The organism is Colwellia sp. BRX8-9, assembly GCF_014077245.1.
GTDB lineage: Bacteria > Pseudomonadota > Gammaproteobacteria > Enterobacterales > Alteromonadaceae > Colwellia_A.
Genome location: NZ_JACGVN010000029.1, coordinates 34914 through 50190 on the forward strand (window position 1 = coordinate 34914; position 15277 = coordinate 50190).

The 15277-nt window shown below is 38.2% G+C and carries 12 protein-coding genes; 4 read left to right on the forward strand and 8 right to left on the reverse strand.

Going from position 1 to position 15277, the window contains the following annotated elements; all coding sequences use genetic code 11:
• Nucleotides 1–56 precede the first annotated feature (56 nt).
• Nucleotides 57–1550, forward strand: coding sequence for a sodium/proline symporter PutP (putP, locus tag H4J70_RS18190; RefSeq protein WP_182230443.1), 1494 nt, complete (start codon nt 57–59; stop codon nt 1548–1550).
• An 890-nt stretch (nt 1551–2440) separates the two neighbouring features.
• Here the strand turns inward: putP and H4J70_RS18195 are convergent.
• From H4J70_RS18195 to H4J70_RS18230, 8 genes are read right to left on the reverse strand one after another with little or no spacing between them, the layout of a single operon-like run.
• Nucleotides 2441–3154 carry a DUF3379 family protein gene (locus tag H4J70_RS18195; protein ID WP_182222071.1) on the reverse strand — a complete coding sequence of 238 codons (714 nt, stop codon included), beginning with the start codon at nt 3152–3154 and terminating at the stop codon, nt 2441–2443.
• A complete protein-coding gene (locus tag H4J70_RS18200) occupies nt 3147–3662 on the reverse strand; it encodes a sigma-70 family RNA polymerase sigma factor (protein ID WP_070377194.1) in 516 nt (171 codons plus the stop codon). The genes H4J70_RS18195 and H4J70_RS18200 overlap by 8 nt, the downstream gene beginning before the upstream one ends.
• A gap of 58 nt (nt 3663–3720) precedes the next feature.
• Nucleotides 3721–5397 (reverse strand): BatD family protein, encoded by a 1677-nt coding sequence (locus H4J70_RS18205; protein WP_182251610.1) that lies wholly within the window; start codon nt 5395–5397, stop codon nt 3721–3723.
• 5 nt (nt 5398–5402) lie between these two features.
• Nucleotides 5403–7325: a VWA domain-containing protein gene (locus H4J70_RS18210; protein ID WP_182251611.1), complete on the reverse strand. Its 1923-nt coding sequence runs from the start codon at nt 7323–7325 to the stop codon at nt 5403–5405.
• Between the two features lies 1 nt (nt 7326).
• A complete protein-coding gene (locus H4J70_RS18215; protein WP_182251612.1) occupies nt 7327–8325 on the reverse strand; it encodes a VWA domain-containing protein in 999 nt (332 codons plus the stop codon).
• Nucleotides 8322–8831 carry a DUF4381 domain-containing protein gene (locus H4J70_RS18220; RefSeq protein WP_182251613.1) on the reverse strand — a complete coding sequence of 170 codons (510 nt, stop codon included), beginning with the start codon at nt 8829–8831 and terminating at the stop codon, nt 8322–8324. The genes H4J70_RS18215 and H4J70_RS18220 overlap by 4 nt, the downstream gene beginning before the upstream one ends.
• Nucleotides 8819–9847 carry a DUF58 domain-containing protein gene (locus tag H4J70_RS18225; RefSeq protein WP_182251614.1) on the reverse strand — a complete coding sequence of 343 codons (1029 nt, stop codon included), beginning with the start codon at nt 9845–9847 and terminating at the stop codon, nt 8819–8821. Before H4J70_RS18225 ends, H4J70_RS18220 begins: the two co-directional genes overlap by 13 nt.
• 59 nt (nt 9848–9906) lie before the next feature.
• Nucleotides 9907–10872 carry a MoxR family ATPase gene (locus H4J70_RS18230; protein ID WP_070376075.1) on the reverse strand — a complete coding sequence of 322 codons (966 nt, stop codon included), beginning with the start codon at nt 10870–10872 and terminating at the stop codon, nt 9907–9909.
• A 246-nt stretch (nt 10873–11118) separates the two neighbouring features.
• Here H4J70_RS18230 and fadI point away from each other — a divergent pair, with 246 nt between their 5' ends.
• The 3 genes from fadI (at nt 11119) to H4J70_RS18245 (ending at nt 15002) form a co-directional block, all read left to right on the forward strand.
• Nucleotides 11119–12426: an acetyl-CoA C-acyltransferase FadI gene (fadI, locus tag H4J70_RS18235; protein ID WP_070376076.1), complete on the forward strand. Its 1308-nt coding sequence runs from the start codon at nt 11119–11121 to the stop codon at nt 12424–12426.
• A 59-nt stretch (nt 12427–12485) separates the two neighbouring features.
• Nucleotides 12486–14627 (forward strand): fatty acid oxidation complex subunit alpha FadJ, encoded by a 2142-nt coding sequence (fadJ, locus tag H4J70_RS18240; RefSeq protein WP_259368084.1) that lies wholly within the window; start codon nt 12486–12488, stop codon nt 14625–14627.
• A 174-nt stretch (nt 14628–14801) separates the two neighbouring features.
• Nucleotides 14802–15002, forward strand: a complete 201-nt coding sequence (locus tag H4J70_RS18245; RefSeq protein ID WP_182215051.1) for a hypothetical protein — start codon at nt 14802–14804, stop codon at nt 15000–15002.
• Nucleotides 15003–15277: the final 275 nt, after the last annotated feature.

Sequence of the window (15277 nt, forward strand, 5' to 3'; positions counted from 1 at the left end):
ACTTTTTAACATTTTTTTTACTTAGTAAAAATATAATACTACTTTCGGAGGTTAATTTGGCATTTGGTACATTATTTTCTTTAGGTTTATATTTTATTGTTATGATCGGTATAGGTTTATATGCCTTTAAAAAATCGACCAGTGACGCAGCAGGTTATATGCTAGGAGGGCGTAATCTAAGTCCTTCAGTGACGGCTCTTTCCGCTGGGGCTTCTGACATGAGTGGTTGGATGCTAATGGGCATACCAGGTGCTATGTATGTGACAGGTTTAAGCAGTATTTGGATCGCCGTAGGTTTAGTAATTGGTGCTTATTTTAATTATTTAATTGTTGCGCCTCGTTTGAGAACTTATACCGAAGTAGCAAATGATTCGATAACTTTACCTGATTTCTTTGAAAACCGTTTTAATGATAAGCGCCATTTGCTTCGCGTAGTTTCATCAATTGTTATTATTGTCTTTTTCACGCTTTATACTTCATCAGGTATCGTTGCTGGTGGTAAATTGTTTGAAAGCTCTTTCGGATTAGATTATGAAGTTGGGCTCTACGTTACCGCAGGTGTTGTTGTACTTTATACTATGTTTGGTGGTTTTTTAGCCGTAAGCTTAACCGATTTTGTGCAAGGGTGTATTATGTTCGTAGCGCTTGTGCTGGTACCTTTTGTGGTCATAAGCGACATTGGTGGCGTACAAGCAATGAATGATGTTATTCATTCTATTGATGCTGAAAAGTTTAATATGTTCAATGGTGTTAGTGCGCTGGCGATTATTTCAGCGATGGCTTGGGGCTTAGGTTATTTTGGCCAGCCACATATCATTGTGCGCTTTATGGCAATCCGGTCAGTTAAAGATTTACCTGCTGCTCGTCGTATTGGTATGACTTGGATGATCGTTTCTATTTGTGGTGCTATGGCAACTGGTTTTGCTGGTATTGCTTATGTGGCGAAAACGGGTACAGAATTAACCGATCCAGAAACTATTTTTGTATTATTTTCTCAGGTTTTATTTCACCCTCTCATTTCTGGCTTTTTATTAGCCGCTATTTTAGCTGCTATAATGAGTACCATTTCTTCTCAATTATTAGTGACATCAAGCTCATTAACCGGTGACTTTTATCAAGCGTTTCTAAATAAAGATGCTACTGATAAACAGCTTGTTTTTGTTGGCCGTTTATCTGTACTTCTAGTTGCTATTGTTGCGATATCATTAGCTTATGACCGAAATAGCTCTATTTTAAGTTTGGTTAGTAATGCTTGGGCAGGATTTGGCGCCGCATTTGGACCACTAGTTATCTTAAGTCTCTACTGGAAAAAAATGAACAAGCAAGGCGCTTTAGCAGGTATGTTAACGGGCGCTATAACCGTTCTTATTTGGATTTATGCTCCGATAACTGTCGGTGGTGAACTATTGAGTTCAGTGATGTATGAAATTGTTCCTGGTTTTATACTTTCAACAATAGCGATTGTTGTGGTGAGTAACTTGACCGCGGCACCTGATGAATCTGTTGAAAAGATGTTTGATGAGATGATAGAGCAGCACAATATCGATTAATGGTATTGTAAACTCGCTTAAATAAAGCCCGTTATTGATGTTCAATAACGGGCTTTTTATGTTCAGGATGAACGGTCATGATTTTTGTTCCTGACAAATCATAAGTACCTCCATCCCTGGAGGCAATAGCGTGGTGCCAAGGATGGTAAGGAACTTATATGTTATTTTAGTCTCTATTTTAATGAGGTGTGTACTAGATACTGAAACGAGTTCAGCATGACGATCTTGATATCTGTTGCTTGAATTGAGGTAAGTACTAGATACTGAAACGAGTTCAGCATGACGATCTTGGTATCTGTTGCTTGAATTGAGGTAAGTACTAGATACTGAAACGAGTTCAGCATGACGACTTTGGCTTCTGTTGTTTGGGAGAACAGTACTAGATACTGAAACGCGTTCAGCATGACGACTTTAGCTTCTGTTGTTTGGGAGGTGAGTACTAGATACTGAAACGCGTTCAGCATGACGATCTTGGCTTCTGTTGTTTGGGAGGTCAGTACTAGATACTGAAACGAGTTCAGCATGACGACTTTAGCTTCTGTTGTTTGGGAGGTGAGTACTAGATACTGAAACGAGTTCAGCATGACGATTTTGGCTTCTGTTGTTTGGAGGTGAGTACTAGATACTGAAACGAGTTCAGCATGACGACTTTAGCTTCTGTTGTTTGGGAGGTGAGTACTAGATACTGAAACGAGTTCAGTATGACGACTTTGGTACCTGTGGTGTGGAGGTGAGTACTATATGCTGAAACGAGTTTAGTCTGGGAATTTTAGTATTAATATTACGGTTTCAGTGCAAGAGCAATGGAGTTTTAATAAGAGGGTATTAAGAACGTCGTCGCCATGGTTTCATGTGCGACGACGTTAACAGTAAAATATTATTTTTATGACTTAAATAGACCAGCTAATATTTTTATCGATGGCTGTTTGCCACTGCGTAAGCGATTCACTTTTGTCAGCAACCACAATAATATTACTGTTTTTAAAGTGTTGGGATTTTCCTATTAATTTATCTGTTGAAAAATCAGCGGTAAATTCAAGCTCTTCATTATTGGGAACAATAAAAACAGTAACCATGCTTGTTGCACCTTGAAAAACTAAGTGCAGGCTTTTCATGCCATCAAACCGGCAATAATTAGCAAACATTAATTTGCCTATGCTATCTGTAAAACTGCCATTAAACGTCGCCATTTTATCGTTAAGAGAGGCTAAGCTCACATTTGCAGTTGAAGTGTTAGAGAAATGTCCTTCTTCATGGGCAATATGAGCTATCGCATAATCTCCTAGGTTGTTATATGCATTAGAAAACTGCATAAAATTAATCGTTAAACCCATAACAAAGGCAACAGACGCAGCTAAAGCTAAACGCACACGACTTTTACGTTTTTGCTGCTGATGACTAGCCATTGTTTGACGTAAAATAAGTTTATCGCTTAAGCCTGTAGGTACTTCAATATTTAACGCTTGAAAGAGTTTACTGTCTAAACTTTCAAGTTCTTGTGTAAAATTTTGCTTGGCAGGGTCACTGTGAATTGCAGCAAGCATATCTTCATCACGTGTATTTGGATCTGCATAAATACGACGTCTAAATTGCAAATCATCCATTGTATTGACCTCTAACTTTGGGAGTATTATCTAAAGCTTCTTTTAATTGATTACGCGCTCTAAACAACCTTGTCATCACGGTATTCTTATTTAAATCGAGCTGTTTAGCTATTTCTTCACCTGAAAAACCACCAATAATTTGTAAAACTAATGGCTCTCGGTATTCTTCTGGCATTTGTGCTATTTTTTCACGCAGCCAATAGTTTTCAATTTCTTGCTCGCTACTTGTTGATTTAGTATCGGTAATAGTGGCTTCTTCATATTCACTCATATCAAATCGTTTACGTTCGAAACGACGAGCATTCTCTCGTCGTAAAATTGTGATCAACCATGACTTAGCTGCTTTTTCATCTTTTAATGAATCTAAAGCTCGCCATGCCCGTAAAAATGTCTCTTGCACTAAGTCTTCAGCCACATGTTTGTCGTGACATAGCCAATAAGCATAACGGAATAAATCGCCATGCAAAGCTTTAACTAGTGCTTCATATCTAACTTGTTTTGTTGCCATGTTGTAAGAGACCTGAGCTGACATTATTTTATTTCGCTTTTAAAAATATATTTCATTTTTATCTTGGATTCAGAGTTAAAACCTTAGCTTCATTTACTTTTAATCCTTGCTTATTAATAGCTTGAATTAAGCTTGTTAAGGCCTTTCCTTGCCAATTTTTTTGCTCTTTCCCATAATAACATTGCTGTAACAACTCAATTTCGTCCTGAAATTTATTATTATTAATTTCAATTAACGCATCATCAAGTGTTGCTGTTATTTTGTTACCTGCTTTTGCTTGTAAGGTATTTATCCATGGCGATATTAAAGCGAGCACTTCTAAGCCCTGATTTTTTTTACAGGCGGCTAATAAAGATAAGTAAGGATTATTATTTCTATTATCAATCTTCGTTGTTTTTACTGTCAATGGTTTAGAGCGTTTTGCACTGATAAACCACGCTAAAGCAGTAAGTAGCCATAAGGTTAAAAATAGCCATTGTAGCCAGGATGCTTGAGTAACAACAATTGTCTCCGTTGGAATAAGTACTTTGTTTTGCTGATTTTTCATGACAGCTGGAGCTGTGTTAAGCTCGCTATTAGGTAAAACTGTAATTTTTTGAGCAGCAATTGTAGCGATTTGATAACGGTTAGTGACGGTGTTCCACCACGGAATACTTATCTCCGGTAGCTGATATTCGCCAGGCTTACTGGCAACAATGGCAAAATTTCTAACTTTTTGGCTAACCAAATGGCCACTGCTCATGCCGGTATGTAATTGAGCTTGGTCTGGATAGACTTTCAGGCCTTTGGGCACCGTCATTTCTAAAAGTGGCAATTGTTCTTCGGATAAACCTGCTGCGGTTAAGGTAATGATGCGCGTAATCGGCTCGCCTACTTTGAACGTTGTTAAATCAGGTTGCCAGTCTTGATGAATAGCCAGTAAATTACTCGGTAACCACGTGCCTTGAAATGTTTCAGGGATAGGACGAACTAGCAGTTGAATTTCATCACCAATGACACTAACAGGTTTAGTTTCTGAAAAGCTAAACATGTTATTTCTTCTCGTTGAAGGCACTAAGATTTCGCCAGAGAACAGCGGTGACTTTAACGTAAATTCACCGCTATTTTTAGGACTTATTGCATAGGTTCTTTCAATAACTCGATAGCGACGGCCATTAATAATAGTATCTTCTTCTTTATCTTTTCCAATTTGAGTAATGCTGGCGCTTTCTAACGTTGGTTCGCTTAAGCTGCCACGCTTCAATTCTGCAGCAAAGTGCAGCTTTACTGTTAAGGTTAATTGTTGTTGAACATAGACTTCTTTGGTCGATATTTCAGTGGTAATAAAAATGTCTTGTTGTTTGTCAGCAAGCGGATCATTTTCAGCTAATATTTGTACTTTTATGGCTTGAGAATTTATGCCCGCTATGGTGAAAGGAGGAATAATAAAATCGCCTGCTGATTTGCCTATTAGTAAAGTAGTCCAGGTTGTTGTTTGTGTCGTTTTAAAATTAACCATACTGGTTTGAGAACTTACCGATGTTCTACCAACGACAAAGTCTTTTAATAACGCGGAGGTATTTAAAGCGTTGGTGTCGACATCGTCATCTATGGTGATTTTTAAAATAAAAGACTCATTAACCACGATAGGATTCTTATCAATAGTTGCACTAATTTGAGTTGCCGCAAACGCATTAGGGGTAAAAAGCGTATTACTGAGCAAAATAGTTAGTAGGGCTATTATTGTTTGGGTCATTATTTTTACCATTGTTTTTTTCCTTTTGCGCGACTACTTCGACTATTACGGCGCTTTTGATATTCGAGCTGCATTTTGTTTCTCAGTAACATATAAGGATCATCAGTTACTTTGTTGAGTAATTGTTGGTGTTTTTGTTCGGTCTCTTCTGCTAATTGTTCGGCGGCACGAAGCTGAGCAGGTGTTTGCTCTGGTTGGCTTGGGTCGTCTTCTTTACCTTCCTCTTCTTTAGCTTGTTTTTCTTGCTCGGCTTTATCTTTTTGTTCTTGTTGAGACTTTTCTTGTTCGGTCTGCTCTTTGTCAGTCGCTTCTTTTTGATCATCTTGTTGCTCAGATTCATTTGGCTGAGCTGGATCTTCACTGTTTTTCTGCTCTTGATCTTTCCCCTGACTTTCTTGCTCGTTTTGTTCTTGCTGGTCTTGCTGCTCTTGATTTTTGTCGTTGTTTTCTTCGTTGTTCTGTTCTTGGTTTTCTTGTTGCTGCTCTTGTTGTTTTTTTAACTCTTCAAGGTAAGCTTTATTAGCTTTTGCATCTTGATGCTGTGGCTCTTTTAGTAACGCTTGTTCATACGCTTTAATTGCTTCATCAATACGTTTTAATTGCGCTAGAGAATTACCTTGGTTATACAGAGCTTCCGCAGTGTTTTGGCGTTGAAATGCTTTTAATGCTTGCTCGTAATTTCCTGAGCGATAATAAGAGCTCCCCTGCCAAGATGAATCTTCAAAACTAGTGGCTGCCTGCTCAAAAGCTTCACTGTTGAATTGTTGTTGTCCTTGTTGGTCTTTGGTTTGCCATAAATTTTTCCAAAAATCATCAGTCACCTGTTTGTCTGGGACTGATTCTTTTGTTAGCACTGCATTGGGTTTTGTAGTGCTTGTTAATGTTGTGCTTTGCGCGTAGCTTTTATCAACGGGTGACATTAATAATATGAATGGCAATATCGCTAATAAACGGCCTCGGCGAAAGTAGGGCAATAACAAGGCTAAGACTAAAAATAATAGATAGGGACCCGCTTCTTGCCATTGATCACCCGTATTTGAAGATTCTTTTTGTTGTTGATCTTCAATATCACTGGGTTGTCGAAGTAACGCTTCAATATCACTATTATTGTTAGCGAGTGTTGCATAATAACCACTGCCTCTTTTTGCTGCGCCTTTTAAGGCTGATATTGATAATTTAGGAACGATAATAGAACCACTCGTATCTTTCATCAGTTCACCATTATTAAGCTTTATTGGCGCACCAGTTGTTGTGCCTATGCCTAAAATATTCAATCGATGATTATTGCTTCTGCTCCAATCGGTGATGTCTTGAATGTCATAATTATCGATACCATCAGTAAACCAATATATATCACCTTTGCTATGACCAGCATTAACCAGCATATCGTGAGCGAGCGTTAGCGCAGCTAAAGGGTTACTACCAAGTTCTGGCATTAATTCAGGGGACAAAGATGGCAATAACAATTTAATATTATTAATGTCGGCTGTTAGAGGGCTAATCGTAAAAGCATCACCAGCATAGGCGATTAAGCCTATTTCACCTTCATTTAATTGTTCGAGTAAATCAATCGCTTTGTAACGCGATCTTGTTAATCGATTGGGCGCAATATCAGTAGCATACATAGAATATGACATGTCCATGATCAACACCGAGCCACGTGCTATTTGATAAACGGGTTGTGGCAGTTTTTTCCACGTAGGTCCGGCTAAAGCTACAATTGCTAATAAACCTATGATAAAAGGTAAAGTAAGTGACAACTTCTGCCGACTGTCTTGCTTATCAACCAAGACGCTTGCTAAATGTTTTGGAAGCAATTGTTGCCAGCCAGATTGGCTCAACCGGTATTTTTTGAGGAGTTTTAACGCAAAAATTAAGGCGATGATGGCTAATAACCACCAAGGACGAATAAAGTGAAAGTCTGCCATTTTAACTATTCGCTCCTTTTAATGTGATAGTGGGTAGGTTCAGCCAAATTAGATAAAGAAATGATAATAATAATGCTGTAGATAATGGCCAATAAAATAATGCCGTAAGGGGACGCATTTGTTGTTGGTCTTGCTCTATCGGTTCTAGCGCATCGAGTAATTGATATATTTCACTCATATCTTTACTGTCACGGGCACGAAAATAATAACCACCCGTTTTGCTAGCCAATTGTTGCAACGACTCTTCATCTAATTCGCTAGATGGGTTAATGCGACGTTTACCAAAAATTGAATCTTGAATCATTACATCAGCGCCAATGCCCACTGAATAAATGGTAATGTTTTTTGCTACTGCAAGTTCTAATGCTTGTTCTGGGGTTATTTTACCCGCCGTATTTTGACCATCGGTTAACAGTAATAACACACGATTTGATTGTTTTTTTGTATCAAAGCGTTTTACTGCCAAAGCAATAGCATCTCCAATTGCAGTTTGTTTACCGACTAAACCTAATACGGCTTCATCAAGCATCTGCTGTACTGTTTTTCTATCAAAGGTCATTGGTGTTTGCATATAGGCATCATCACCAAAGAGAATAAGACCTAAACGATCACCGGTGCGACGTTCAATAAACTCACCTAATAATACTTTTAACATATCTAGGCGGTTAACGGTGCTGCCATTTATTTGCATGTCTTCAACTTGCATACTGCCAGACAGATCTACAGCTATCATCATTTCGCGTCCTTCGGTGGGTACATTTACTGCTTCGCCAAGCCATTGCGGCTGACTGGCAGATAGAACAATTAAGCTCCAAATCAGTAACAATAAAATACGTGGAGACTTTTTAGTTTTAGCTGAAAAACGTTCACTAGAGGTATTTTGAATTAGTATTGGCATTTTTAATGCCGCCGCTTGGTTTTGATTCTTTGCTGGTAATAGATACATTAATAATGGTATCGGCAGCGCTAACAATACCCAAGGTAGTAGTAGATTAATCATGACTGTTTCTCATGTTTTGTTACCGAATTTTGCTTTAGTAACTGCGGCGGAAGCGCTTGACTGAGCCAAAGATGAGCGGCTTCCTTCAACGTTTCATTTTCTGAATTTTTAGTGAGCTGATATTTATGACTAAATTGCTTATCAGATAAGGTTAGAAATTTTTCTTGATGCTTAATTGCTAACGTGTTTTTGAAAAAATCTTTTAATCGTTCGCCATGTAACGAGGCAATTTCATTTCGTGGAAAATACTGAAATGCAGCCCATTTTAATAAAGTGATTATTTCGTCATTATTATCGGTGCTTTGAAGTTTTGATAATGCTAATTTTTTAGCATGAGATAATTTTCGGCGTCTTTGCCATTTTACAGTAACGAAAATAAGCGCTATTAATATAGACGCAAGTAAGAGCCACCAGCCATAAGCGAATGGGTAATTATGAACCTGCTCTGGTAAGTGAATATCTTTTAATTGAGCTAATTGCTCAGACGGTTGTTTTAACGCTTCCATGAGGCGACTCCGTCAGTTAATTGTTGCTCTAAAGTTTGACCTGATGAGAAGTGCAATACTCGGGCGCCTGCTTTAAGTAATAAATCTTTTTTCAATTGAACTCGTTCATTGGCTTGTTGATGATAATTTTTAGTCGCCTTTTCATCACCAATCAATAATTGCTGTCGCGAGTTTCCGTCGGTCACCGTAACGTTCATTTTATGTTTGCTATTAGGTAAGTCGTGCTCAAGCGGATCACTTATCAAACAGACAACTAGTTCACAATGACGACTGATATGGGATAAGTGACGGATAGTTTCTTGGCTAATATAATTACCATCGGTGATTAAATAAACCAAACTTCCAGGGCGAGCAAGTTGTCTTAGTCGTGCACAATTCTCTTCAAAAGCAGCATTAGCAGAATTATGCTGTTGTTCAATAGATAAATGTTCTTCGTGTTTTTGCTGTTCGATAGATAACGTATGTTGATGAGTTTCTACTAAACTGTATAAATAATGAAGCACGCCTTGTTTGCGACTGCGCGGTTTTAATTCACTATGTTTATGTTGATTAAAAACAATACCGCCGACTCTATCGCCTCGGCCTTTAGCATGCCAAGTCACTAATGCCGCTAAGTGTGCAGCTTGTACTGATTTAAATAATAGCTGACTACCAAACAGCATTGAATTACTGAGGTCGGTTACTACGAGTACTGGACGTTCAACTTCTTCACGAAAAATTTTAGTATGGGTTTTACCTGTTCGTGCCGTTACTCGCCAGTCGATGGCACGTATATCATCACCATTTTGATAATGACGTACTTCGTCAAATTCCATACCTCGCCCTTTACTACGAGATAAGTAATTACCTGACATTTGACCATGCTGACTTTTACGCGCAGCGAGATCAATGAGTTTAGTTTTGTTTTGGTATTGAATTAATTCATCGATTGATAATTCAATACCATTACTTAAAACACTACTAAGCAGATTTGCAACGTCTTGCTGGTTTTGTTCTTTTTTTTGATTAAGCCACATAAATTTACTTACAAGATTGATCGTTCATTATTTGATGTTGTTAAAGCGATTAATGCTATTTAAGCAACAGCGACTAAGCTTAGTAAGTGATCAAGAAGTTGATTACTGTTAATACCTTCAGCTTCAGCCTGGTAAGTCAGCAAAATGCGGTGACGTAATACATTATGGAATACGGCTTGTACATCTTCAGGGCTAACAAAATCACGGTTATGTAACCAAGCTCTAGCACGTGAACATCGGTCAAGTGCAATAGTTGCTCGGGGACTTGCGCCATAAGCGAGCCATTTTTTTAATTGGTCATCATATTTTTCTGGAGTACGCGTCGCCATAATTAAATCAACAATATAATTTTCAATAGCCGGTGCCATATGAATTTCCATCACTTGGTCGCGAGCAGCAAAAATATCACTTTGCGATATTTCTTTTACCGGTTTTTTACTTTCTTTGCCATGTTGAAGTGCTTCACCGCGGTTGAGCTTTAAAATAGCTAATTCACTTACAGCATCAGGATAATCAATTTCAATGTGCATTAAGAAGCGATCTAATTGTGCTTCAGGAAGAGGGTAAGTACCTTCTTGTTCAATAGGATTCTGTGTTGCCATCACTAAGAATAAGTCAGGAAGAGGATAAGTATTACGTCCAACCGTAATTTGTCCCTCTGCCATCGCCTCTAATAAAGCGGATTGTACTTTTGCTGGCGCGCGGTTGATTTCATCAGCGAGTACTAAATTTCTAAAAAGAGGACCCGGCTGAAAAACAAAAGTGCCATCTTCAGGGCGATAAATATCGGTGCCGGTTAAATCAGCAGGTAATAAATCGGGGGTAAATTGCACGCGGTGAAAATCAGCTTCAATACCTTCAGCTAATGCATTTACGGCACGAGTTTTTGCTAAGCCGGGAGGACCTTCTACAATTAGGTGACCATTGGCAAGCAATGCAATAAGTAAATTTTCAACAAGGGCGTGTTGACCTATAATTTGTTGAGATAAGTATTCTTTTAGGGATGAAAAATGTTCAATTGCCATGCTAACTACCACTTACTTGTTTTTATTGTTAAACCTGTGGGTATATATATAAGGTTCAGGTACCATAAAACAAGGATTTTTTACAATTTGACATGATTTTTAACAATTTATTTTCGAATGAATAGCTCACGTTTTAGCTGGGAGTTGTATTTATTTCATTTGAGGTTAGAATAAAGCAATCAACAAGTGGTCAGACCTCTTGGTTTGAAGACGATAAAATTAGATATTACGATAGAAGGGTAAAACATGACAAAAATGAATTTAACGACTCGAAACGGAGAACGCATCGCTGTAGTGGCTGGGTTGCGAACACCTTTTGCAAAACAAGCCACTGCTTTTCATGGTGTACCAGCAGTAGATTTAGGAAAAATTGTCGTTAATGAATTGCTAAAAAAGCATGATATTGACCCTACTATTATTGATCAATTAGTTTTTGGCCAAGTGGTACAAATGCCTGAAGCGCCAAACATTGCCCGCGAAATTGTTTTGGGTACTGGCATGAATGTAAATACCGACGCCTATAGTGTCTCAAGGGCTTGTGCAACAAGCTTCCAATCTACGGTTAATGTAACAGAAGCTATTATGGCAGGTTATGTTGATGTGGGTATTGCTGGTGGTGCTGATTCTTCATCAGTTGCGCCTATTGGTGTGTCAAAAAAGTTTGCACGTATCTTACTTGATTTAAGTAAAGCGAGAAGCTTGGGGCAAAAAATATCACTTATTCGTCAGTTAGGCCTAAAAGATATTATGCCTGTTCCACCAGCTGTTGCTGAATACTCTACGGGTATATCGATGGGGCAGACTGCAGAGCAGATGGCCAAAACCCATAATATCTCTCGTGAAGCTCAAGATGAATTAGCACATCGTTCGCATACTTTAGCCACAAAAAGTTGGCAAGAAGGTAAGTTAGCCGGTGAGGTGATGACCGCCTACAGTGAACCTTATAAAAGTTTTATTGAAAAAGATAACTGTATTCGTGAAAACTCAGAACTTGCCAGTTATAAAAAATTACGTCCTTGTTTTGATAGAAAACACGGCACAGTGACTGCAGCAACAAGTACACCATTAACAGATGGTGCCTCTGCCATTATTTTAATGCGTGAAGGGCGTGCAAAAGAATTAGGTTATAAACCGCTTGGTTATATCAAAAGTTATGCTTTTGCTGCCATCGATGTTTGGCAAGATATGCTTATGGGGCCAAGTTATGCGACGCCATTAGCACTTAAGCGTGCAGGTATGGAATTAAAAGATTTAGATTTAATTGAAATGCATGAAGCCTTTGCAGCACAAGCGCTTGCTAATATGAAAATGTTTGCCAGCACAAAATTTGCCCGTGAGCAATTAGGTCAAGATAAAGCGATTGGCGATATTGATATGGCTAAATTTAACGTGATGGGTGGTTCGTTAGCTTATGGTCATCCTTTTGCTGCAACAGGTACCCGTTTAATTGTACAAACCCTTAATGAGTTAAATCGTCGAGGTGGAGGTACCGGTTTAACTACCGCATGTGCCGCTGGTGGTTTAGGCGCTGCAATGATAGTGGAGACTGACTAATGACTGCACCTAATAACACTCAAGCAAACGATGAAGCGCTTAAACAAGAGAGTAACAATATGAGTACGTTTACATTAATTCGCCAAGACAATGGTATTGCTCATTTAGTGATGGACGTGATTGGCGAATCCATGAATACCTTGAAAGCTGAGTTTTCTGAAGAAATAGATACGGTATTAAAAGAAATACGTAATGACAACACGATTAAAGGTGTTGTCTTAATCAGTGGCAAAAAAGATTCTTTTGTTGCTGGCGCAGATATTAATATGCTGGCGAGCTGTCAAAGTGCGAGTGAAGCAACGGCTCTTTCTCGCAATGGGCAAATGATTTTTGATCAAATTGAAAACCTCTCAATTCCTGTGGTTGCTGCTATTAATGGTGCTTGTCTAGGCGGCGGACTTGAACTTGCTATGGCGTGTCATGCTCGTATTTGTAGTGATAATGGCAAAACAGCCTTGGGATTACCTGAAGTACAGTTAGGCCTATTACCGGGGAGCGGTGGTACGCAGCGTTTACCAAAATTAGTTGGTATTCAAAAAGCATTAGATATGATGCTAACAGGTAAACAATTACGCGCGAAACAAGCCTTGAAGATGGGCTTAGTTGTTGATGTTGTGCCAAACAGTATTTTAATTTCTGCTGCTGAAAACTTAGTGCTAGCGGCACAAGGTAAAGCGAGTAAGATTAAAAAGAGTCAACGCAAAATCAGTGTTTTAGATAAGGCACTTGAAGGTAATGCGGTTGGCCGTAAAATAATTTTCAATCAGGCGACTAAATCTGTATTGGCTAAAACCAAAGGCAATTATCCTTCACCCCTCAAAATTATTGATAGTGTACGCAGTGGTATCGAAAAATCATCGGTCAGTGGTTACCAAACTGAAGCCGATCATTTTGGTGAACTTGTTATGTCACCAGAATCAGCTCAATTAAGACAAATCTTTTTTGCTACTACCGACATGAAAAAAGAGCAGGGCATCGAAGGTGTTAATGCTAAGCCGATTAGCCAAATTGGTGTTTTAGGTGGCGGCTTAATGGGCGGTGGTATTGCTTTTGTTAGTGCAACTAAAGCGAATGTTGATGTACGTATTAAAGATATTGCGCCGCAAGGTATCAGCCATGCGATGAAATATGGTTATGACATACTCAACAAAAAAGTTAAACGTCGCTTTATGTTGAAAAGTGAAATGCAAAAGCAATTGGCTAAAATTACGGGTTGTGTCGATTATAGCGGTTTTAAAAACGTTGATATGGTTATAGAAGCTGTTTTTGAAGACTTGTCATTAAAGCAAAAAATGGTTGATGACATGGAAAGTATTTGTGCTGAAGACACTATTTTTGCGAGTAATACCTCAAGTTTACCTATCGGACAAATAGCAGCAAAAGCTTTGCGCCCTGAAAATGTCATTGGACTGCATTATTTTTCTCCGGTAGATAAAATGCCGTTAGCCGAAATTATTGCACATTCAAAAACCTCTGATCAAACTATTTCAACGACAGTTGCTTTTGCTAAAAAACAAGGCAAAACGCCGATAGTTGTTAAAGACAAAGCGGGTTTCTATGTTAATCGTATCTTAGCGCCTTACATGAATGAAGCCGCCTTATTATTACTTGAAGGCGAATCGATTGGTAAGTTAGATAAAGCACTGGTTAAGTTTGGCTTCCCTGTTGGACCCATACAATTACTAGATGAAGTCGGTATTGATATAGGTGCTAAAATTGGTCCTATTTTACAAGCTGAATTAGGCGATCGATTTGCTGCACCAGAAGCATTTAATAAACTTATTGCCGATAAACGTTTAGGTAAAAAAGTGCAGAAAGGTTTTTACCTCTATAAAGATAAAAATGGTAAAAAAGTCACCAAAAAACTTGTTGATGAATCTGTCTATCCATTATTAAATATCATCATTAAAGATCAAAAAACAAATGATGAACTTGTCCAGCGCTGTGTTTTTATGATGTTGAATGAGGCTGCTAGGTGTTTAGATGAAGGTATTATTCGTAATGCTAGAGACGGTGATATCGGCGCTATCTTTGGTATCGGATTCCCACCATTTTTAGGTGGACCATTCCATTATATCGATACGTTAGGTGCAGAGGTAATTGTTAATAAGTTGAACCTGTGGAGCAGTGAACTAGGCGAACGCTTCAAGCCTTGCCAGGCATTAATTACCATGGCTGAAACGGGTAATAAATATTATTAGTAACAGGCAATGTTATGCCACCTCGGTGGCAATTTAACGAAAAAGAGGCAATTTAATGCCTCTTTTTTTTATGCTTTTTACCCTTTAAAAATAAGTTGAATAAATACTCTAAATTAGTTATATTTCGCCTATAAAGTTTTAGCCATTCTTTTAGTCGGTTTAGCGGTAAATATTATGTTGTTATTTTTAGCGGTTGTCAGTGTTGTTTGTTCGATGTTCTTTTACTGCCAGGCATTACGTAGTGGTTTAGGTTTGAAGCGTTGGGCATGTGCAGGATTAGTTTTTGGGCCTTTTATTTGGCCAATGTTCTGTATGAAGAAACGGATGAAAATGAATAAGATGTTTGGCTTTAATACACTAATTTTAAAAGCTTAGAAGTTTTTAAAATTAATTTTTCTTTATCACTCTAGATAAAATAAGACAGCTACATTCCTTGTAGCAAACAGTGTCTTTCTTCAAACTAACCATTGTAAATAGTGGTTCAATGATTATTACGTCCACCACTTACTGGCTGGCATCTCTTTAATTTCAATGCTAGCAGCAATAGGGTTTGCTTTAGTTGTTACAAATAGAGCTTTAAATAAGTTTATCATCTTAGACTCCTAGATACGTACATTTTTTTCTTTAAGACCAATACGTACATTTTTTTC